Below are 19,925 nucleotides of genomic sequence, written 5' to 3' on the forward strand. Positions count from 1 at the left end.
GCTTTGCGCCATCAGCAGTCGGCCGACGGCGGTGGAGCCGGTGAACGAGAGCTTGCGCACGATCGGATTGCCGGTCATTTCCTCGCCGATGGCTTTCGGATCGCCGGTGAGGATGCTCAGCACGCCCTTCGGAATGCCGGCGCGTTCGGCGAGCACGGCCATTGCGAAGGCCGAGAACGGGGTGGCTTCTGCTGGTTTCACCACGATCGGGCAACCGGCTGCGAGCGCGGGGCCGACCTTGCGGGTGATCATTGCTGCCGGAAAGTTCCAGGGAGTGATCGCCGCGCATACGCCGATCGGCTCCTTCGTCACGACAATGCGTTTGTCCGCTGCCGGAGTGGCGAGCGTATCGCCGGCGACGCGCTTGCCTTCTTCCGCGAACCATTCGATGAACGACGCCGCGTAGCCGATTTCGCCCTTGGCCTCGGCGAGCGGCTTGCCTTGTTCGGTGGTGAGGATCAGCGCGAGGTCATCGGCGTTTTCCGTCATCAGGTCGAACCACTTGCGCATCACGGCCGCGCGTTCCTTCGCGGTCTTCTTGCGCCAGGCGGGCCACGCAGCGTTCGCTGCATCGATCGCGCGGCGCGTTTCAGCCGTGCCCATCTTCGGCACAGCGCCGAGCGATTCACCTGTCGCGGGATTCACCACATCGAAGGTCGCGCCGTTGTCGGCCTGCTGCCATTCGCCGTCGATGTAGGCTGCGTGACGCAGCAGGGTCGGGTCTTTCAGTTGGTCTTTCAGGCTCATTTCTGCGAATCCTTTGCGATTGATCGGGAGCGTGGGTCGATCATGCCTTCGATCGTCACACCGTGGCGCCGACCGTTTCCGTCAGCACGTCTTCCAGGATGCCCAGCGCTTCGTCGAACACCTCGTTCTGGATCGTCAGCGGGAACAGGAAACGCACCACGTTCGAATACACGCCACACACCAGCAGCAGCAAGCCACGCTCCAGCGCGCGCGTCTGCACGTGCTTGGCGAAGGCGGCGTCGGCGTCATGCGTGCCGGGCTTGCAGAACTCCGCGGCCACCATCGCGCCCGGGCCGCGCACATCGGCAATCTGCGGGACGTCAGCCTTGAGCGCTTCCAGCTTGGCCTTCAGCTTGTCGCCGAGCGCCGCGCCGCGTTCGCACAGCTTTTCTCCGTCGATGATGTCGAGCACCGCGTGCGCCGCCGCCACCGCCAGCGGATTGCCCGCATAGGTGCCGCCGAGACCGCCGGGCGCGGCTGCGTCCATGATCTCCGCCCGGCCGACGACACCCGACAGCGGCATGCCGCCCGCGAGCGACTTCGCGATGGTCATCAGATCCGGCGCGACGCCGTAGTGCTCCATCGCGAAGAGCTTGCCGGTGCGTGCGAAGCCGGTCTGCACTTCATCGGCGATCAGGAGGATGCCGTGCTCGTCGCAAAGGCGGCGCAGCGCGCGCACGAATTCCACCGGCGCCTGATAGAAACCGCCCTCGCCCTGCACGGGTTCGAAGATGATCGCGGCGATGCGCGCGGCTTCGATGTCGGCCTTGAAGAGGTGTTCGATGGCGCGCAGCGAGTCTTCCACCGAGACGCCGTGCAGCGGATTGGGGAACGGCGCGTGGAACACGTCCGACGGGAACGGCCCGAAGCCGATCTTGTACGGCGCGACCTTGCCGGTGAGCGCCATGCCCATCAGCGTGCGGCCGTGGAAGCCGCCGGTGAACGCGATCACGCCCGGACGGCCGGTCGCGGCGCGCGCGATCTTCACGGCGTTCTCGACGGCTTCCGCGCCGGTCGTGAAGAACGCGGTCTTCTTCGGATGCGCGCCGGGCGCGCGGGCGGCGATCTTCTCGGCGAGCGATACGTACGACTCGTAAGGCACGATCTGGTACGCGGTATGGGTGAAGCAGTCGAGTTGGGCGCGGATCGCCTCGACGATCTTCGGATGACGATGCCCGGTGTTGCAGACGGCGATGCCCGCCGCGAAGTCGATGAAGCGGCGGCCCTCGACGTCCCACAGTTCCGCGTTCTCGGCGCGCGCCGCGTAGAAATCGCACATCACGCCGACGCCGCGCGGGGTTGCGGCGTTTTTGCGGGCTTGCAGGTCTGCGTTCTTGACGGGGGTGCTCACGGGGATCTCCTTGGATGGACGGGGCGTTTCGGCTGCGGCGAGAGGGTCCGGCAGGCCAGATGGCCCACGGGACGATGCGATGACTATAGTAAGATTTGGCCCTCAAGTTCAGAGCCATTTCAATAAATCTATAGGGGCCAATCGGATGTCCAATCGTGCCAGCGTGTTGTCGGACTGGCTGGCCCAGCGGATCGAGCGGGGCAATGGTCAGCCGGTCTACCGGCAACTGCACCAGCTTCTCCAGCAGGCGATCCTCACGCGCGAGCTCGCGGCGGGCGCGAAGGTGCCGTCGTCGCGGCTGCTGGCGGCGGAGCTGGGCATCGGACGCAATACGGTGACGCAGGTCTACGAGCAACTCGCCATTGAAGGCTACGTGTCGTCGGCGACGGGGCGCGGCACCTTCGTCACCGACGGCGCGCCCGACGAAATCCTCTTCGACGACACACCGCCCGCCGCCTTGCCGTCCGCCATCGAGGCTGAGCAACCGGCGCTTTCGGCACGCGGTACGCGGCTGATCGCGGGCGCGGGCGTCTCGAAGCGGCAGGGCGGCGCATTCATGCCGGGCGTGCCGGACGTGTCGCGGTTCCCGTCGCGTGTGTGGAACCGGCTGCACGCGAAATACTGGCGCCGTCCACAGCCCGATCTGCTGACCTATGCGCCCGGCGGCGGCCACGCCGGTCTGCGCCATGCGCTCGCGGACTATCTGCGCACGTCGCGGTCGGTGCGCTGCACGCCGGAACAGATCGTCGTGACGACTGGCATCCATCAGTCGATCGATCTCGCCACGCGCCTGCTCGCCGACGCCGGCGACACCATCTGGACCGAAGATCCCTGTTATTGGGGCGTGCGCAGCGTGCTGCAGGTGTCCGGGCTGGACCTGAAGGCGATTCCGGTCGATGCGGAAGGCATCGCGCCGACGCCCGCCGATCTCGCCGCGCCGCCGCGTCTGATGCTCGTCACGCCGTCGCACCAATATCCGCTCGGCATGGTGATGAGCCTCGCGCGCCGCCGCATGCTGCTGGAATACGCGCGCCAGCATCGCTGCTGGATCATCGAGGACGATTACGACAGCGAGTTCCGCTACGGCAGCCGTCCGCTCGCCTCGCTGCAGGGCATGGACACGGGCGGGCAGGTGATTTACGTCGGCAGCTTCGGAAAGACGCTGTTCCCGGGATTGCGCGTGGGTTACGTGGTGGTGCCGGAAGCGCTCGCGGAGAGTTTCGCGACCGCGAGCGCCGAGTTGTATCGCGAGGGACAGCTCCTGCAGCAGGCCGTGCTGGCCGAGTTCATCGAACAGGGACACTTCACGTCGCATATCCGGCGCATGCGCGTCCTCTATGGCCAGCGCCGCGACGTGATGCTCGCCACCATCGCCGCGCGCTATGGCGAGACGCTTGCCATCGCCGGCGGCGATGCCGGGCTGCATCTGGTGCTCAGGCTGCCGAAGGAAATCGACGATCGCGCCGTTGCCGCGGCGGCGCTGGCCGCGAATATCGTCGTGCGGCCGCTGTCGGGGTATTACGCGCATCGGCCGGAGGCGGAGTCGGGCCTGCTGATCGGCTATGCGTGCGTGCCGGACGAGGACATCGCGCCATCTTTCGCCGTGCTCGCGGACGTGATCGACCGCTTCCTGCGCTGAACGAAAAAAAAGCGCACGACACGTCGTGCGCTTTTCACCGCTTTTAGGTGACTCAGGCAGGCAGCCTGAAACTGCCGATCGCCTCGCGCAGCACATCCGCCTGATCCTTCAGCGAGTGCGCGGCGGCGGCCGCCTGTTCGACCAGCGCGGCGTTCTGCTGCGTGACCTGATCCATCTCGACCACTGCACGGTTCACCTGCTCGATGCCCGCGCTCTGCTCGCGTGATGCGTGGCTGATCTCGTCGAGAATCTCGTTCACGCGGCGCACCGACTGGACGATCTCGCCCATCGTCGCGCCCGCGTTCGACACCAGCGACGCGCCGCGTTCCACCGTCTGCGTCGAGGTTTCGATCAGCGCCTTGATTTCCTTGGCGGCCGTGGCGGAACGCTGCGCGAGGCTGCGCACTTCCGCCGCGACGACCGCGAAGCCGCGGCCCTGTTCGCCCGCGCGCGCCGCTTCGACGGCCGCGTTGAGCGCGAGGATATTGGTCTGGAACGCGATGCCGTCGATCACGCCGATGATGTCGCCAATCTGCCGCGAGCTGGCGGTGATGCGCGTCATGGTGTCGATCACGTCGTCGACGACGCCGCTGCCGCGCGTCGCCACGTCCGCTGCCTGCTCGGCGAGGCGCGCGGCCTGCGCGGCGCTTTCGGCGTTGTTCTTCACGTTGGCGGTCATCTCGTCCATGCTCGACGCGGTCTGCACGAGCGCAGCCGCCTGTTCCTCGGTGCGTTGCGAGAGATCCGTGTTGCCCGCCGCGATTTCCGATGCGCCGACATTGATGTTCTCGGTGCCGTTGCGCACGCGCGAGACCGTTTCGACCAGACCGCGCTGCATGATGCCGAGCGCGTGCAGCAGGCTGGTGGTGTCGTCCGGATGCACGTCGACGGCGCTTGTCAGGTCGCCGCGCGCGATGCGGTGCGCCGCGCCGACCGCGAGTTCCAGCTCCCCGCCGAGATTGCGCCGGATGCTGCGCAGGACGATCAGCATCGCGGCCGTCGCGATGCCGCCGAGCACCGCCGTGATCGCGAGCCAGCGCAGCGCGCTCGCCCAGAAGGCGCTTTGCACGTCGTCCATGTACATCCCGGTGACGATGTACCAGTCCCACGGCGCGAAGCGCTGCGAGTAGGACATCTTGCCGACCGGCTTGTCGCTGCCCGGCTTCGGCCACAGGTAGCTGATGAAGCCGCCGCCCGCCTGATCGCCGGCCTTGACGATATCGACGAACAGGCGGTTGCCCGCCGGGTCCGTGTAACCGGACAGGTCCTGTCCGTTCATCGCGGGCTTGATCGGATGCATCACCATTTTCGGATGCGAATCGTTGATCGAGAGATAGCCGTCCGCGCCGTAGCGGATCGCGCCGACCACGTCCAGCGCGCGCTTTTTGGCTTCTTCTTCGGTGAGGGTCTTGTCGGCCGCGAGCGCGGCGTAGTGCGCGGTGATGGCGTGCGCTTCGTTGACGAGGGTCTTCAACTGTTCCTTGCGGTCCTCGATCATCGACGACCGGTTCTGCCACGCCCCGATGATCCCGATCGCAATCAAGCCGATCCACAGCACGGCGATCATCGAGCCGAGCTTCCTGTTCAACGTCATTCTGTTCATGTGCGCCTGCCGCCTCTTGGTATTGTCGGTTGCGACGGCGCATGCCGCCGCATGCCCGCTTTACGGCAGGCGCGGCGGCGTCATGAGGGCGGGGAAAACCCGCGGGTTCCGGGCGCGTTCAGAAGCGGCGGATCGGATCCTTGTCCGGCGGTGCATCGGGATGCTGCGGTTCGTCCGGACGATGTCCCGGCGACGGCGGCGTCAGCGGATCGGCTTCCGGATCGCGGTTCGGGTCCGCGACAGGATCCGGGACGGGATTGGTCTGCAGGTCGATTTTCATGGTGTCCCTCGAAAGACGGTTCGGCGCGCGGACGGCCTCGTCACGCGGATTGGGGTGCGGCCGGCATGTGCAGCGTGAACGGCGCGCCGGGATGCGCGCCGCCTGCGTCCGAGAGGAGGGCGCGGGCGCGGGCCGTGATGGCGTCGCTGGTCGTGTCGCGCGGGTGCTCCGCGAGCACGATGTGCGGCGTGCCGAGCGCGCGGGCCATGGCGACCGGCGACACGGCGGCCGAGGAAGCCGGCGCGGCGTCGTCCGACACCAGCAGGCGCGCATGGGCGATCAGGCGCGGCAGCACGCGCGGCGCGACCGCGCCCGCCAGGAACAGCGCGGCCGTCTGCATCGCGCCCAGCACGCCGCCCGTGCGCACGGGATCGGGCGCATCGCCGACGATGGCGATCTGCCAGCCATCGGCGGCGAGCTGGTCGGCGAGATCGGCGTAACGCTCGGCGGGCCAGGCCGGCGGCGCGCCGTGACTGCCCGGATGCAGCAACACCAGCCGCTCCTGCTCGATGCCATGTAACGCGGCGAGTTCGTCGTATTCGGTGTCGGGCGGAGGGGCTGCACCCTCCGCGCGGGACCTGACATGAGGCGCGCCCGGCGTGTCGGGCAGCAATGCCGGGGAGAGTTCGTCGCTCATGATGGAAAGGGGATTGGCTCGCATCCTGGCTCCTGCAAGTGGCGTGGGCCTCGTTGGATCGTCCGCGATGACGCGGTGGCTGGAGCGGGCAAGCACCGTCCATGCCCGGGCCGGCGCGTGCGCATGGCGTGTGCCGATGCTTTCAAACGCGCGCCGTGACGTGCACGAAGTGCAACGGCGCGCGTGACAGTCTGGTCGAAGACGGCTCTGACAGATATTGAAGGAGCAGCGGCGGCGCGCGTCAAGGCGGGCCGGTGTGGAGCGGGAGTCAGTCGTGGAGCGTAAAAAAGCCGCTGCCTCGTCAAGGCGAGGCGGCGGCTTTTACGGAGACGTTGTACGGCGGAAGCGGGGAATCAGGTTTCGGCGTTGCCGTCGTCGGCGGGCAGGGCTTTCGGCACGAACGCTTCGGCGCGGCGGCGAATGCCTTCGATTTCGCCGGTCACGAAAGTGCGGTTGTCGGCGGCGAGCGCTTCCTGATACGACGTGCCTTCGGGCACGCGATGCAGCAACGCGCGCAATTCGCCCTGGGTCGTCTGCTCGACGGGTTCGTAGTCGTAGAGGCCCAGCGAAAGCTCGGCGCGCTCATGCAGGATGAACAGGCAGGACGCGAACACGGCGACCGCGAGCACTTCCTGCACGCCGAAACGGAATTCGTGGGGCACCGGCGAGAACGGCAGCCAGGCGATGAGCGCCGCACCGGCGAGCGCCACGGCGATGGTGAGATTCAACAGCCACTGCGCGCGGATGACGAGGCGTTCCCGCTCGGTCTTCAGCTGCCCGGCCGACTTCGGCACGAGCGCCAGCAGCGATTGTTGACGGTGGAGTTCCTGAAGCGGGAGAGCGGCCATGTAAGTTGTGGTCGTAACCATCGGTGAGCGCCGGGATCGACGCGACATCGATATTAACGCGCGGCTTACAGGATCGTTGACGGCTCTTTCGTCTTGTTTCTCCTGTTGCTTCCTGTTGCACTTGGACGCCTGAAAGGCGCGCAACGGGTGCGCCGTCAGCGCGTGCGCTCTTTGACCGGGGTACGGATCGTCGCGGTGCCGTCGGCGATCTGCTGCGCGAACACCAGCGCCTCGACTATCGTCCCGAGCACTTCCGCGCGCACTTTTTCGTCGGTCAGGCGCAGCAGATACGACGGGTGATAGGTCGGCACGATGATGCGCCCCTTGTGCTCGATGGTCTTGCCGAGATATTCGGACAGCGCCGTGCGATGCCCGGTGAGCGCCTTCAGCGCGGTGGCGCCCAGCGCGACGACCACTTTCGGCCCGATGCGCGCCAGTTCCTCCTCCAGCCAGAAGCGGCAGGCTTCGCGCTCACGCTGGGCGGGCGCGACGTGCGCGCGCTCGTCGCCGTGCGCTTCCCACTTGAAGTGTTTCACCGCGTTGGTCAGATAGAGCGATTCGCGCGCGAGCGACGCCTCGGCGATGGCTTCGTCGAGCAGCTTGCCCGACGGCCCGACGAACGGCTTGCCCTCGCGATCTTCCTGGTCGCCCGGCTGCTCGCCGACCAGCATCACCCGCGCGCCGGCCGGCCCGACGCCCGGCACCGGCTGCGTGGCGTTGCGCCAGAGCGCGCAGCGCCGGCAGGCGTCGAGCGAGGGCGGCGCGTTCAGGATCGTGCCCTTCACCGGCTCCCGGTCCGTATTGAGCGTCACTTCCATGTCAGACGGCACGTTGCGCGGATGGCCGTCGCGCCGCGAGTACGGATCGGCGCGGGCAATCAGCGCGGGATCGGCGCGTTCGTTCGACGGACTTTTCCAGTAGCGCACCGGCATGTGCGAGGCCATTTCGGCGGCATTCGCCTGGGCCGGCGCGAAGGTGCTCTCGTAGTACGCGAGCCAGAGCGCCTCGATGGCGTCGCCGCTGACCGCCTCGCCACTCATGGCGGTGTCGCCGAAGTCCATCGGCTTTTCTTCCGGCTCGCTCGTGCGGTCGACGCGCAGCAGCGCGCCGTCCCAGAAGGCGGCGCCGTGCGGCGTGGCGATCATCCAGGTGGCGCTGCCCATGCGGGTGGCGAAATGCATGGCGGCATGCTCCAGCAGATCGTGCACGGGCTCGAACCAGCTGATGAACTCCGGCGGCCCGAGCGACGAGTCGCGATGCCTGAAGCGCAGCACGCGGCGCATCGTGTTTTCCTCGGCCTCGACCGCTTCGATCATCCGGCGCAGGCGCAGGCCGTCGGCATCCTCCCGGGACGCGATGGCGCGGTCGCCCTGGGTCCAGCGCCACAGCGCCTTGTACAGGAACGGCCAGCGATCCGGCGCGCGATAGCACGCGGCCGTCTCCAGCATGGCCAGGAATTCGCGGGCGATCCTGACCGGCTGCTTCGCGTCCGGGCCCGTGGCGCCGGCCGACGACTGGATCGTGCCGAACACCGTGGCCGATGCGTCCGATTCACACCAGAGCACCTCCTCGGGACGCAAGCCTTGCGTGAGGAGAGTGCGTGCTTCGGTGCGCCACGCGGCAAACGACGGATCGAGGGTGACGCTTTTCATCGGCGAACGGGATCGGAAAAGTACTGTATATCCATACAGTATTCTAGCGACGACCATTGGCTTAAGGCAACTATCTCGGGACGATCGTGCCCTTTGCCGACTCCGCGCCCGGACAGGCAGGGGCCATGGGTACGGTCATTGCTGAAATCGATCTGTCGCGGCGTTCGATTGTTTTTATTCGACGCCTGAAGCGTCGCGCCATCGATCAACCTACGGAGCCGTCATGCTGGCCATCATCATTCCTGCCCACAACGAAGCTGCGCATATCGGCGCCAGCGTGGCGGCGGCATGCCGCGCCGCGACGTGTCATCAACTGTCCGGCGAACCGGTGCGCGTGATCGTCGTGCTCGACAGCTGCACTGACCAGACCGGCGACATTGCGCTGGCGCACGGCGCGCAGGTGGTATCGATCGATGCCCGCAATGTCGGCCGGGCGCGCGCTCACGGCGCGGCGCTCGCGCTCGAGTTGGGCGCGCGCTGGCTGGCCTTCACGGATGCCGACACGACGGTCGCGGAAGACTGGCTCGTGCGGCAGCTCGACTGTCACGCCGATGCCGTCTGCGGCGTGATCGGCGTACACGACTGGTCGCCGCATATTCACGCCGTGCGGGAGCACTTTGGGCGCACCTACATGGATGCGGATGGGCATCGGCATATCCATGGCGCGAATCTGGGCGTATCAGCGCAGGCTTATCTGCGCGCGGGCGGTTTTCCGCCGCTGGAATCGAGCGAGGACGTGGCGCTGGTGGAAGCGCTGATGGCGAGCGGCGCGAAGATTGAATGGAGCGCGATGCCTCGTGTGGTGACGAGCGCGAGAACGGACTTCCGTGCGCAAAAAGGCTTTGGCGCGACCTTGCTCGAGGTCAGCAAGCGCTATCTGCCGGCGGTGTCCGATGCCGGCGATTCAAACGATGCCGCGGCGATTGCGGCCTGAGGAACCCGCTGGGCCGGATCTTCAGGTTTCCCTCTGTGCCTTGCTTCACGGCTGCCCCTCATGACCGTACCGGTGAGGAACGCCGTGAGCACGCTGACGAGGAGCGTGACCGCCACCGCGATGGCAACGCCGTCATGCTCTTTTTCGGCCAGCTGTAGACGAGCCCGAACCCGATCAGCACGAGAATGCCTGCGATGAATTGCGCGCGGGCGTCCTTGCGGATAGAGCCGCGCGCGTTCATGGATTCCATGTGCCGCGTGTGCTGACCGTTCATCTGAAGTCCTCGACGATCATTCGACCTGCGCCCGGCATGATCCGGTCGTACTGCGCAAGATAGTCAGGCGACGGCATGGGTCCGCGGAACGAATGCGCCTGGACCGCGACCATGACCGAGGCCGGACTCAATGCTTGGCCTGACGACTGATCCAGTCCAGACACGGGTTCAGCCCTTTCGCTCCGAGCCGCATGCGCGACGTAACGAATGCGCGTCTCCTCAGCGGTTCCGCTGACGCTGTCCATAGCCGTTCAAGGTCCTGTCGAAGTCCGACATGGTTCTCTGCCACGCGTCGTCCATCATCTCGGCAGGCGATTTGCGCGGACGATTCGCCAGGTAATCGGTACGCGGATAAATGGAAAAAACGGAGGCGAACGCGTTGGCCACGCGCCGCATTTCGCGCCGGATTGTCATGTGGTGCTCTCTTCCCCGAAGGGGTGCGCCGCGCCGCCGGAATGCCGCGCGATTGAAATTGATCCTACCATTTGATAAACGGTCCGAATCAATTCAGCTCAATGGCCAAGCGCTTTTCAGACAACCCGACAGAGGGTGCGTACACGCCGGCACTGAACCGCTTCAGACGGCTCCGAGATCGCCGGGCACATCGATGTCGCGCAGCACGTTCGGGTCGCCGGCATCCACGATAAAAGGCTCATGCAGGACGAAGAGTCCACGCGCGCCGGCGTCGCCGTCGAGCGCCATGAGCGCGTCCCGATGCGTCAGACCGAAGCCCACCGGATGACCGCGCTGGCCGCAATAGCCGGGCGCGACCAGCGGCTCGCCGCCGTCGAGTGCGCGGGCGACGGCTTCATACGTCGCGGCTTCGATCCACGGCATGTCGCCCAGCGCGACGAGCCAGCCATCGGCTTCCGAGGTGGCGCGCACGGCCGCGGCGAGCGTGGCGCCCATGCCGCGTTCGGCGTCGATGCTGAAGATGACGCCGCAGCCTGCTTCGTTCAGCACATCGGCCAGTTTCTCCGCGCCGGGCCGCACGACGGCGATGACTTCCGACGCCACCGCCAGTAGTCGCCGCGCCGACTGGAACACAACGGGCGTGCCGTCGGGCAGCGGGGCGAGCAGCTTGTTGTGAATGCCGGAGGGATCGAAGCGGGTGCCCAGGCCCGCGGCCAGCAGGACGCCGGTCGCGCTCGACGAATAGGTCATCGCGGCTGCTCGTATGGGGGTCGAACGGCGATTGTGCGGCGCATCGAAGTGCGCCGCAAGCACAAAAAAATGCGCGGCGGGCCGAGGCGCCACCGCGCATTTTGCTCAGCTATCACGCCTGCGTCGAAGGCAGAAGCGTATCGAGCGTGATCGGCAGGTCGCGCACGCGGATGCCCGTTGCGTGATACACCGCGTTGCCGAGCGCGCCCGCCACGCCCGTGATGCCGATCTCCCCGATGCCGCGCGCGCCGAGCGGATTGATCAGCGGATCGGGATGTTCGACGAAGGCAATGTCGAGCGTGCCGATATCCGCGTTCACCGGCACGTGATACTCGGCGAGGTTGGCGTTGGTATAGCGGCCATAGCGTGCATCGAGCTCGCTCTTTTCCATCAGCGCCGAGCCGACGCCCCACACGATGCCGCCCATCAACTGACTGTGCGCGGTCTTCCGATTGAGCAGCGTGCCGACGTCATACACCCCGACGATGCGCGGCACGCGGATGATGCCCAGTTCGGCATCCACATGCACTTCCGCGAACACCGCGCCGAAGGAGTGGAACGCGTACTGCTTTTTCTCGTCGCCGGGGCGCGCGGTGGCCATTGCCTCGATGGCCTTGCCGCCGTTGCGCGCGATGACCGCCGCCGCCGGATCGCGCCGCTCGGGGTTCGACAGGCTCACGACCCAGCCGTTGTTCACCGTGACGTCCTCGCGCGCCAGGCCCGCGACGGGGGAGCCGCGATCCGCGAGCGCCATTGCGATGAGCTGGTCGCGCGCCTGCAGCGACGCCGCCCGCACCGCCGGCGACACGCTCGCCGCCGATTGCGAGCCGCCCGACACCGGCGCTTTCGGCAGCGAGGAATCGCCGAGTGCGAAGCGCACGTAATCGGGTGGAAAGCCGAGCGCGTCGGCGGCCACCTGCGTCATGATCGTGTAGGTGCCGGTGCCGAGATCCTGCGTGCCCGAGGCGACCATCGCGGTGCCGTCCGGCAGGATGCGCGCCACCGCCGACGCCTCGCTGCGGTTGGCCGGATACGTCGCCGTGGCCACGCCCCAGCCGATCAGCGTATTGCCCTCGCGCATCGAACGCGGCTCGGGCTGCCGTTTCGCCCAGCCGAAGGTGTCGGCGCCGCGCTGATAGCACTCCAGCAGCGACTTCTCCGACCACGGCTTCTTCTCCTGCGGCTCCATGTTTGCGTGATTCTTCACCCGGAACGCAAGCGGGTCCATCTTCAGCTGATAGGCCATTTCGTCGATGGCGGTTTCGAGCGCGAACGAGCCGCTCGTCTCGCCCGGCGCGCGCATGAAGGTCGGCGTGCCGATATCGAGCTTCACCAGCTTGTGCGAGGTCGACTGGTTGGGCACCGCGTACAGCATGCGCGTGACGATGGCCGAGCTTTCGGTCCAGTCCTCGAAGGTCGACGTGGTGGAGATCACGTCGTGACGCATGCCGGTCATGACGCCGTCGCCGCGTGCGCTGATCTGGATACGCTGCTCGGTGAAAGGCCGGTTGCCGATCATGCCGAACATCTGCGGCCGCGTCAGCACGAGCTTCACGGGCCGCCCGGTCTGCTTCGACGCCATCGCGGCCAGCACGACATGCGACCAGACCGAGCCCTTGCAGCCGAAGCCGCCGCCGACGAACGGGCAGATCACGCGCACGTTGTCATCGGCGATGCCGAAGAACTTCGCGACCGCGCTGCGCGCGCCGGAGACGCCCTGGGTCGCATCGTAGAGCGTGAGCTTCGGGCCGTCCCAGCGGGCGAGCGTGGCGTGCGGCTCCATCGGGTTGTGATGTTCATAGGGTGTCGTGTAGACCGCGTTCAGACGCGTCGGGCCTTGCCGCAAGCCGGCCTCGACGTCGCCGCGCTGTGTCGTGATCGCGCGGCCCATCATTTTCTCCGGCTGATAGGCCTGAGGCTTCGCGCGCCCGAAATCGGCGTTGGGCATCGCAGCCTCGTAGCGCACGTCGACGTGTCGCGCCGCGTCCTGCGCATGTTCCAGCGAATCCGCGACGACCACCGCCACCGGTTCGTTGCTGTAGCGCACTTCGTTGGTCTGCAGCAGCGTGAGCTTGCGCACGGCGGGCGGCTGCGCATCGGGGACGCCGTTGTTCGGCAGGCGCATGGCGTTCTGATACGTCATGACGAGCAGCACGCCAGGCATTGACTGTGCGCGGTTCGTATCGATCGACGCGATACGCCCGTGCGCGACCGTGCTCGTGACAATCACTGCGTGCGCGAGCTTGGCGTCGGTGTTGTCGGCGCTGTAGCGGGCCTGGCCGGTGACCTTGAGCACGCCGTCGGTACGGTCGAGGGGTTTTCCAATGACAGTCATGCGACACCTCCGGCCTGTTGAACGGCGCGCACGATCGCCCGTTGTGCGAGCGTGACCTTGAACGCGTTGTCGCGCTGCGGCTGCGCGCCTTGCACCGCGAGTGCGGCGGCCGCCTGCAGCGTGGCCGGATCGAGCGGCTTGCCGGCAAGCGCCTGTTCGGCCGCGTTCGCGCGCCACGGCTTGTGCGCGACACCGCCCAGCGCGATGCGCGCCTGACGGATCGTGTTGCCGTCCATCTGCAACGCCGCCGCGACGGACACCAAAGCGAACGCATAGCTCGCGCGGTCCCGCACCTTCAGGTACTTCGAGTGTCCGGCAAACAGCGGCGGCGGCAGATCGACCGAAGTGATCAGCTCGCCGGGCTGCAAGGTGGTATCGAGATCGGGCCGCTCGCCCGGCAGCCGATGAAACTCCGCGAACGGAATGGCCCGCTCGCCGTTCGGACCCGTGACGCGCACGACGGCGTCCAGCGCGGCAAGCGCGACGTTCATGTCGGAGGGATTCGTCGCGATGCACTGACGGCTCGCGCCGAGAATCGCATGCATGCGGTTATGGCCGTCGAGCGCCGCGCAGCCGCTGCCCGGCGTGCGCTTGTTGCACTGGGGAAAGCCGGGGTCATAGAAATACGAACAGCGCGTGCGCTGCATCAGGTTGCCGCCGACCGTCGCCATGTTGCGCAACTGCGCCGACGCGCCCGCGAGCAGCGCCTGCGACAGCAGCGGATAGCGCTCGCGGACCCACGTGTGATTCGCGGCGTCGCTGTTGCGCACGAGCGCGCCGATGCGCAAGCCGCTGTCGGGCAGCGTGCTGATGCCGTCGAGCGCGGCGATGTGCGTGATGTCGACAAGCTTCATCGGCCGCATCACGCCGCCTTTCATGAGATCGAGCAGGTTGGTGCCGCCGCCGATGAACATCGTGCCGGGCTGGCTCGCTGCCTGCAGCGCCGTGCCGATGTCGGCGGCGCGCTGATAGGAGATCGCGTCCATGTGCGTCTCCTCAGGCGTTGCCGGAGGCGACCGACTTCACCGCCGCGACAATGTTCGGATACGCGCCGCAGCGGCAGATGTTGCCGCTCATGCGCTCGCGGATCTCGTCGTCGGACAGCTGCGCGGGGCGGAAGCGCACGTCGGCCGTGACTGCGCTGGCGTCGCCGGCACGGTATTCGGCGATGAGCGCCGTCGCCGAGCACAGCTGCCCGGGCGTACAGTAGCCGCACTGGAAGGCGTCCTTCTCGATGAAGGCGCGCTGGATCGGCGCGAGCGTGTCGCCGTCGGGCGCGAGTCCTTCGACGGTGGTGACGGATTCGCCGTCGTGCATCACCGCGAGCGTCAGGCACGAGTTGATGCGCCGGCCTGAGACCATCACCGTGCAGGCGCCGCACTGGCCGCGATCACAGCCCTTCTTCGTGCCGGTGAGACCGGCGTACTCGCGCAAGGCATCGAGCAGCGTGGTGCGCGCCTCGACTTGCAGTTCGTAGGGATGACCGTTGATGGTCAGCGTGACGGGCAGCGTCGGCACGGCGGCGGGCGGCAGCGGGGCGGGCGCCGGTGCCGCGGCCTGTTGCTGGGCGTGCGCGAGCGGCGCGGCGCTCACGGCGGCGGCCGCCGCGGCCGATTGCAGGAACCGTCGGCGCGATGGCTGCTGCGCGGTTTCGCTGGCGTCTTGGGAAGGTGTATTGGCTGGGGACATGGCGATTCGATGCTCCTCGCTCGTTCGGACGGATGCCTGCACAGTCTCCGGTCTTCATGAAGGCATTCGCCCGCGGCGGAACGCGACATCGTGCGCCGGGTGCTCGAGTGCTGTGCGGTGCATGGGATACGCGGGGCGTGCGCTCGGCCCGATGCTGATCGAACGTTCGACTCCGCGACGGCTGGCAATCAGCAAGTACGGTGCCATGCGGTGCGTGACGCACCTGCCGTGCGAGGCCGGGAGCAAAGGCGGGTAATAGCTGCACGTTCCGGTAAATCCGGCACTTCACATCATCTGGAAGATGGCGAAATTGCCAGTTTCGTGAGCGACGCTCAACGTCCGGGCGGGTTGCCGTAGCGAGGGATGGATCCGTCGGCACGGGCCTGGGCGAGCGCCGCGCGGACTTGCGCCCGGGTGAGCGGGGCGCTCGGCGGCGTGACTTCAGGCTGGGTTTGCGTTCGTGGAGGCGTTTGCATCTGCGGCTGCGGAGGCGCCGTGTCATTCGACTGCGCCACGGCCTGGGCGGCAAGCAGGCAGCCGGCGCACAGGGCCGGGCGAACTGGGAATGTCATGGCGCGCTCCTTCGACTTCGTGCAACGGCAAGCGAGCGGAAGAACGCCATGGTCGCACGGTCACTTGATCAGCGCGAGCGTCTCCCTGAAGCGCGGATGCGCATAGGTGCCGAGCCAGTTGAACAGCGTGGTTTCGACCGTCGTGAGCCGCGCGCCTTCCTGCTGCGCGCGCGCCAGTGCGATGGCGCGATCGGCGGGACGGCGCGACGCCACGGCGTCCGCCACGTACTCCACGCGATAGCCGAGCCGCAGCAGTCCCAATACGGTCAGCAGCACGCAGACATGCGCCTCTGCGCCCGCGATCCACAAAGGCCCGGGCGCGGGCGGCAGCGCGGCGATAAAGGTGGGTTCGAGCGTGGCGTCGAAGGTCTGTTTCTCGATCCGGCGAGCCGCATCGCAATGAGCGAGCAAGGCGTCCGCCGTCCCGCCGATGCCGCGCGGATTCTGTTCCGTGACGAGCATCGGCACGTCGAGCAACCGCGCCGCGCGCATCAGCGTCGCGACGCGGCCAGTCAACTGCTCGCCGCCGTCGAGATGCGGCAGCAGCCGAGCCTGCATGTCGATGACGACGAGCACGGCATCAGGCCTCGCTTTCCATGATGCGGTCGATCAGCCGCGCATTCTCGCCCGCCGAGCCGATGCCGGCATGCCGCGCCATGGGCACGAAGAAATGTGTCGCGATGGGCAGCTTCGAGCGCTCGAGCCAGCCCGTCAGATGCGTCGCGAGGCGCCGCGCGGGCGCCTTCAGTTCCTCGCGCAGCACGGCGGGCAGGGTGTCGAAGTGGCGCATGTCGGTCTGATACGGCTCCGGTGCGACGCACAGCGCGTTCGGCCGGCCATCGACATCGACGGGCAGCCGCTCCAGCGCCTGATGCAGCAGCGCGACGCCGAGCCCTTCGCCACGCCACGGCTTGCGCACTTCCCACAGGCCGATATAGATCACGCGATGCGCGTTGAACACCTCGCAGAGCTTCTCGGGGCCGAGCGCCTCGGTAGCGGCGAGCGCGAGCGACAGCATCTCGCCGGAGTAGGTATCGAGCGTATAGACGAGGTCGGCGCTGCTCTGCAACGGCGGCACCTTGACCAGTTGCAGCTTGACCGCCGCCGCGACGATGTCGCTGCCCGCTTCGTGGAACACCGCGAACGCCGTGCCGAGGCGCTCGTCGTCCACTTGCGGATACTCGTGGCGGTAGGTCATCGTGAACAGAAACGGCCCGATCTTCTCGCGATACGCAAGCGGCCGGTCCACGTCATACACGTCCGTGCCGTCGAGTCCGTAGGGATCGTAATCGCGCTTCTCGCGCCGGGCGCCGTCCTGCGCCAGCGCGGCGAGCGGGCGGCGCGACTCGGGCACGAGATCTTCCGGCAGGCCTTCCCACGTCAGCCGCAGGAACTCGCGGCCGCCGCGATAGTGCGTCTCGAACAGCGCCAGGACGGGATCGGCCGCCACGGGTTCCAGGATGCGCTGCGCGCACTCGGCGGCGCGGTCGAGCAACTGGTCCGCTTCGGCGGGATCGGGCGCGAGGTGCGGTTCGTTGCCGTCCGGCGTGGCGGGCAGGCCGCGCCCGAGGCGTTCCTTGTGCGCCAGTTCGAGCCATTCGTCGGCGGCGCGTTCGGCGATGAAGCCCGCCGCGATCCGGTAACCCGTCAGCACGATCGACTGGCCGGTTTGTCCGAGCGGGAACACGTAGGAATCGTTCATGGCGTCATCGACCGTGACGCTGCGGAAGGTTTCGCGCGGCGCGTGCGTCTGCGCGGCGGTGTCGAAACGGGCATGCGAGAGAACGTGAGCGACGAGGTCGGTGGCGGCCGGACCGAAGTCCGATCCGGCGCCGGGTAGAAGCTTCAGGAGGGACAAGGTGCGGGTGCTGCCGGCCGTGCTCGCTGTGCTCATGAGTGCCATCTCCGATCGTGAAGGGTTATCGTAACAAACCAGGGGGCGCGGCAGGCGCGCCGGTGCAATGATCATTCCCGGGAGAGCACGATGAATGTCAAACAGGGCGACGAAACCAGTGCGACGGTTCACGAGGGCGGCTGCGCATGCGGCGCTTTCCGCTTTCGCGCGGCAGGCCCGCACAAGCGCGTGGGCATGTGCCACTGCATGACGTGCCGGCAGGTGCATGGATCGGCGTTCGGCGCCTACGTGATCTATGCGCGCGGCGCCGTGACGATGAGCGGCAGTGTATCGACCTGGCAGAGTTCCGGGCAGGGGCGGCGGCATTTCTGTCCGGTGTGCGGCTCGGTGGCGTATATGGAATTCGTGTCGCGCGACGAAATCGATCTGCCGCTCGGCGCCTTCGATCAGACCGGCGTGTTCGAGCCGGACTACGAACTGTGGTGCAGGCATCGCGAGCCGTGGCTGCAGCAGGGCGCGCGGCCCGAATATGACGAAGAGCGGCCCGCGCATTAGCCGTTACCCCCTCGTTGCCTGCATCATCCGGGATCCTTCATTTGGAGACATCGTTTGTCTCAATGGAACTGCATGCTCTCGTCAACGGTCCGAGCAATTGCTTTCGCGCCCGGAAAATAAGACGATGAGCGACGTGCGTACAGCGCGTCGCGACACGCGAGAGCGGCAGGATCGGTCACCTGTGAACTGCAAGGCCAACGAGGAGTATTGACATCATGGCGAAGCAACCGGTCAGCGGCAGCGACAAGATTCATCCCGAAGGCGCCAAATGCATCGGCGCGTGCGATCCCGGCGAACAGATCGAAGTGATCGTGATGCTGCGGCGCAAGGACGAGGCGGGCTTCAAGGAGATGATGGCGCGCATCGATGCGGGCGATGCGCCCGCTCAACCCGTTTCGCGCGCCGAGTTCGACAAACGTTTCACCGCCTCCGACGCAGACGTCGAGAAGGTCAAGGCCTTCGCGAAGCAATACGGCCTGACCGTCGTGCGGGCGGAAACCGAGACGCGCAGTGTCGTGCTGAAAGGCACCATCGAACAATTCCAGAAAGCTTTCGATGTGAAGCTCGAACGCTTTCAACATCACAACATCGGCGAATATCGCGGCCGCGCGGGTCCGGTCAACGTGCCCGACGACATGCACGACGCCGTGACCGCCGTGCTCGGCCTCGACAGCAAGCCGCAGGCGCGTCCGCACTTCCGTTTCCGGCCGCCCTTCAAGCCCGCGCGCGGCGCGGCGCCTGCGTCGTTCACGCCGGTGGACCTCGCGCGCCTCTATGACTTCCCCGACGGCAACGGCGCCGGGCAGTGCATCGCGATCATCGAACTGGGCGGCGGCTACCGCGACAGCGATCTCAGCGCCTATTTCAAGAAGCTCGGCGTGAAGGCGCCGACGGTGATTTCAGTCGGCGTCGACAACGCGAAGAACGCGCCCACCGGCAATCCGAACGGTCCTGACGGCGAAGTGACGCTCGACATCGAAATCGCCGGGGCGATCGCGCCGGCCGCGCGCATCGCCGTCTACTTCGCGCCGAACAGCGACGCCGGTTTCGTCGATGCCGTCAATCGCGCGCTGCACGATTCAAGCAACCAGCCTTCGGTGATCTCGATCAGCTGGGGCGGCCCGGAGTCCAACTGGTCGTCGCAGTCGATCAGCGCCTTCAACGCGGTGCTGCAAAGCGCGGCTGCGCTCGGCGTGACCGTGTGCGCCGCATCCGGCGACAGCGGCTCGTCCGACGGCGCCAGCGACGGCGCCGATCACGTCGACTTCCCGGCATCGAGCCCGTATGTGCTCGGCTGCGGCGGCACGAGCCTGACGGCCTCGGCGAGCGGGATCGGCAGCGAGGTGGTCTGGAACGACGGCGACCAGGGCGGCTCGGGCGGCGGTGGCGTGTCCAGTGTCTTCGCGCTGCCGGTCTGGCAGAAAGGGCTTTCGGTCACGCGCAACGGCAGGCATGCGGCGCTCGCGAAGCGCGGCGTGCCGGATGTGGCGGGCGACGCCTCGCCGCAAACCGGCTACGAAGTGCTGATCGACGGCGAAGAAACCGTGGTCGGCGGGACGAGCGCCGTCGCGCCGTTGTGGGCTGCGTTGATCGCGCGCATCAATGCGCTCAACGGGTCGCCGGCCGGCTTCGTGAATCCGAAGCTGTACAAGGCGCAGACCGCGTTCCACGACATCACCGAAGGCAACAACGGCACCTTTTCAGCCTCGGCCGGCTGGGATGCCTGCACCGGGCTGGGCAGCCCGGACGGCGGCAAGATCGCGGCGGCGCTCAAGTCGTCCAAGGGCTGA

At 67.2% G+C, this 19,925-nt stretch carries 19 protein-coding genes; 4 read left to right on the forward strand and 15 right to left on the reverse strand.

The window, feature by feature from the left end; translation table 11 throughout:
- Together QCE64_RS28940 and gabT are read right to left on the reverse strand one after the other, a co-directional pair.
- Window positions 1–747: aldehyde dehydrogenase family protein (locus QCE64_RS28940; protein WP_310007627.1), on the reverse strand; the 747-nt coding region annotated here is incomplete at its 3' end.
- Window positions 748–802: 55 nt separating this feature from the next.
- Window positions 803–2,098 carry a 4-aminobutyrate--2-oxoglutarate transaminase gene (gene gabT / locus QCE64_RS28945; protein ID WP_310007629.1) on the reverse strand — a complete coding sequence of 432 codons (1,296 nt, stop codon included), beginning with the start codon at window positions 2,096–2,098 and terminating at the stop codon, window positions 803–805.
- 145 nt (window positions 2,099–2,243) lie between these two features.
- On the opposite strand from gabT, the gene QCE64_RS28950 reads away from it, so the two are divergent.
- A complete protein-coding gene (locus tag QCE64_RS28950) occupies window positions 2,244–3,737 on the forward strand; it encodes a PLP-dependent aminotransferase family protein (protein WP_309934449.1) in 1,494 nt (497 codons plus the stop codon).
- A gap of 52 nt (window positions 3,738–3,789) precedes the next feature.
- Here the strand turns inward: QCE64_RS28950 and QCE64_RS28955 are convergent, their stop codons facing one another.
- From QCE64_RS28955 to QCE64_RS28975, 5 genes are all read right to left on the reverse strand, one after another.
- A complete protein-coding gene (locus QCE64_RS28955) occupies window positions 3,790–5,331 on the reverse strand; it encodes a methyl-accepting chemotaxis protein (RefSeq protein WP_309927486.1) in 1,542 nt (513 codons plus the stop codon).
- Window positions 5,332–5,458: 127 nt separating this feature from the next.
- Window positions 5,459–5,620, reverse strand: a complete 162-nt coding sequence (locus QCE64_RS28960) for a hypothetical protein (protein WP_309819430.1) — start codon at window positions 5,618–5,620, stop codon at window positions 5,459–5,461.
- A 40-nt stretch (window positions 5,621–5,660) separates the two neighbouring features.
- On the reverse strand, window positions 5,661–6,281 hold the full coding sequence (locus QCE64_RS28965) for a glycosyltransferase family 9 protein (protein ID WP_310007631.1): 621 nt from the start codon (window positions 6,279–6,281) through the stop codon (window positions 5,661–5,663).
- A gap of 329 nt (window positions 6,282–6,610) precedes the next feature.
- A complete protein-coding gene (locus QCE64_RS28970) occupies window positions 6,611–7,126 on the reverse strand; it encodes a hypothetical protein (protein WP_309925744.1) in 516 nt (171 codons plus the stop codon).
- A gap of 134 nt (window positions 7,127–7,260) precedes the next feature.
- Window positions 7,261–8,757 carry a UdgX family uracil-DNA binding protein gene (locus QCE64_RS28975; protein WP_309934451.1) on the reverse strand — a complete coding sequence of 499 codons (1,497 nt, stop codon included), beginning with the start codon at window positions 8,755–8,757 and terminating at the stop codon, window positions 7,261–7,263.
- 223 nt (window positions 8,758–8,980) lie between these two features.
- On the opposite strand from QCE64_RS28975, the gene QCE64_RS28980 reads away from it, so the two are divergent.
- Window positions 8,981–9,691, forward strand: coding sequence for a glycosyltransferase (locus tag QCE64_RS28980; RefSeq protein WP_309934452.1), 711 nt, complete (start codon window positions 8,981–8,983; stop codon window positions 9,689–9,691).
- Between the two features lie 493 nt (window positions 9,692–10,184).
- Here QCE64_RS28980 and QCE64_RS28985 read toward each other — a convergent pair whose 3' ends face one another.
- The 8 genes from QCE64_RS28985 to QCE64_RS29020 all read right to left on the reverse strand — a co-directional run bounded on the left by QCE64_RS28985 (window position 10,185) and on the right by QCE64_RS29020 (window position 17,619).
- Window positions 10,185–10,379, reverse strand: coding sequence for a hypothetical protein (locus QCE64_RS28985; protein WP_309909813.1), 195 nt, complete (start codon window positions 10,377–10,379; stop codon window positions 10,185–10,187).
- Window positions 10,380–10,541: 162 nt separating this feature from the next.
- On the reverse strand, window positions 10,542–11,129 hold the full coding sequence (locus tag QCE64_RS28990) for a nucleotidyltransferase family protein (protein ID WP_310007633.1): 588 nt from the start codon (window positions 11,127–11,129) through the stop codon (window positions 10,542–10,544).
- A gap of 112 nt (window positions 11,130–11,241) precedes the next feature.
- Complete coding sequence (locus tag QCE64_RS28995; RefSeq protein ID WP_310007635.1) at window positions 11,242–13,464, reverse strand: xanthine dehydrogenase family protein molybdopterin-binding subunit; 2,223 nt, start codon at window positions 13,462–13,464, stop codon at window positions 11,242–11,244.
- Window positions 13,461–14,450 (reverse strand): xanthine dehydrogenase family protein subunit M, encoded by a 990-nt coding sequence (locus tag QCE64_RS29000; protein ID WP_310007637.1) that lies wholly within the window; start codon window positions 14,448–14,450, stop codon window positions 13,461–13,463. Before QCE64_RS29000 ends, QCE64_RS28995 begins: the two co-directional genes overlap by 4 nt.
- Before the next feature lie 10 nt (window positions 14,451–14,460).
- The gene (locus QCE64_RS29005; protein ID WP_309925759.1) at window positions 14,461–15,153 is read right to left on the reverse strand and encodes a 2Fe-2S iron-sulfur cluster-binding protein; all 693 of its coding nucleotides are present in this window, start codon (window positions 15,151–15,153) and stop codon (window positions 14,461–14,463) included.
- A 332-nt stretch (window positions 15,154–15,485) separates the two neighbouring features.
- On the reverse strand, window positions 15,486–15,725 hold the full coding sequence (locus QCE64_RS29010; protein WP_309934459.1) for a DUF4148 domain-containing protein: 240 nt from the start codon (window positions 15,723–15,725) through the stop codon (window positions 15,486–15,488).
- 60 nt (window positions 15,726–15,785) lie between these two features.
- Window positions 15,786–16,301: an isochorismatase family protein gene (locus QCE64_RS29015; protein WP_309925762.1), complete on the reverse strand. Its 516-nt coding sequence runs from the start codon at window positions 16,299–16,301 to the stop codon at window positions 15,786–15,788.
- A 4-nt stretch (window positions 16,302–16,305) separates the two neighbouring features.
- Window positions 16,306–17,619, reverse strand: a complete 1,314-nt coding sequence (locus tag QCE64_RS29020; RefSeq protein ID WP_310007639.1) for an inositol monophosphatase — start codon at window positions 17,617–17,619, stop codon at window positions 16,306–16,308.
- A 90-nt stretch (window positions 17,620–17,709) separates the two neighbouring features.
- Between QCE64_RS29020 and QCE64_RS29025 the strand changes: the two genes are divergently transcribed.
- Both QCE64_RS29025 and QCE64_RS29030 read left to right on the forward strand, forming a co-directional pair.
- A complete protein-coding gene (locus QCE64_RS29025) occupies window positions 17,710–18,135 on the forward strand; it encodes a GFA family protein (protein ID WP_309934461.1) in 426 nt (141 codons plus the stop codon).
- A 215-nt stretch (window positions 18,136–18,350) separates the two neighbouring features.
- Entirely contained in the window at window positions 18,351–19,925 is a 1,575-nt protein-coding gene (locus QCE64_RS29030) for a S53 family peptidase (RefSeq protein WP_310007641.1), read from the forward strand.

The sequence above is a fragment of the Caballeronia sp. LZ043 genome, assembly GCF_031451075.1.
Lineage (GTDB): Bacteria > Pseudomonadota > Gammaproteobacteria > Burkholderiales > Burkholderiaceae > Caballeronia.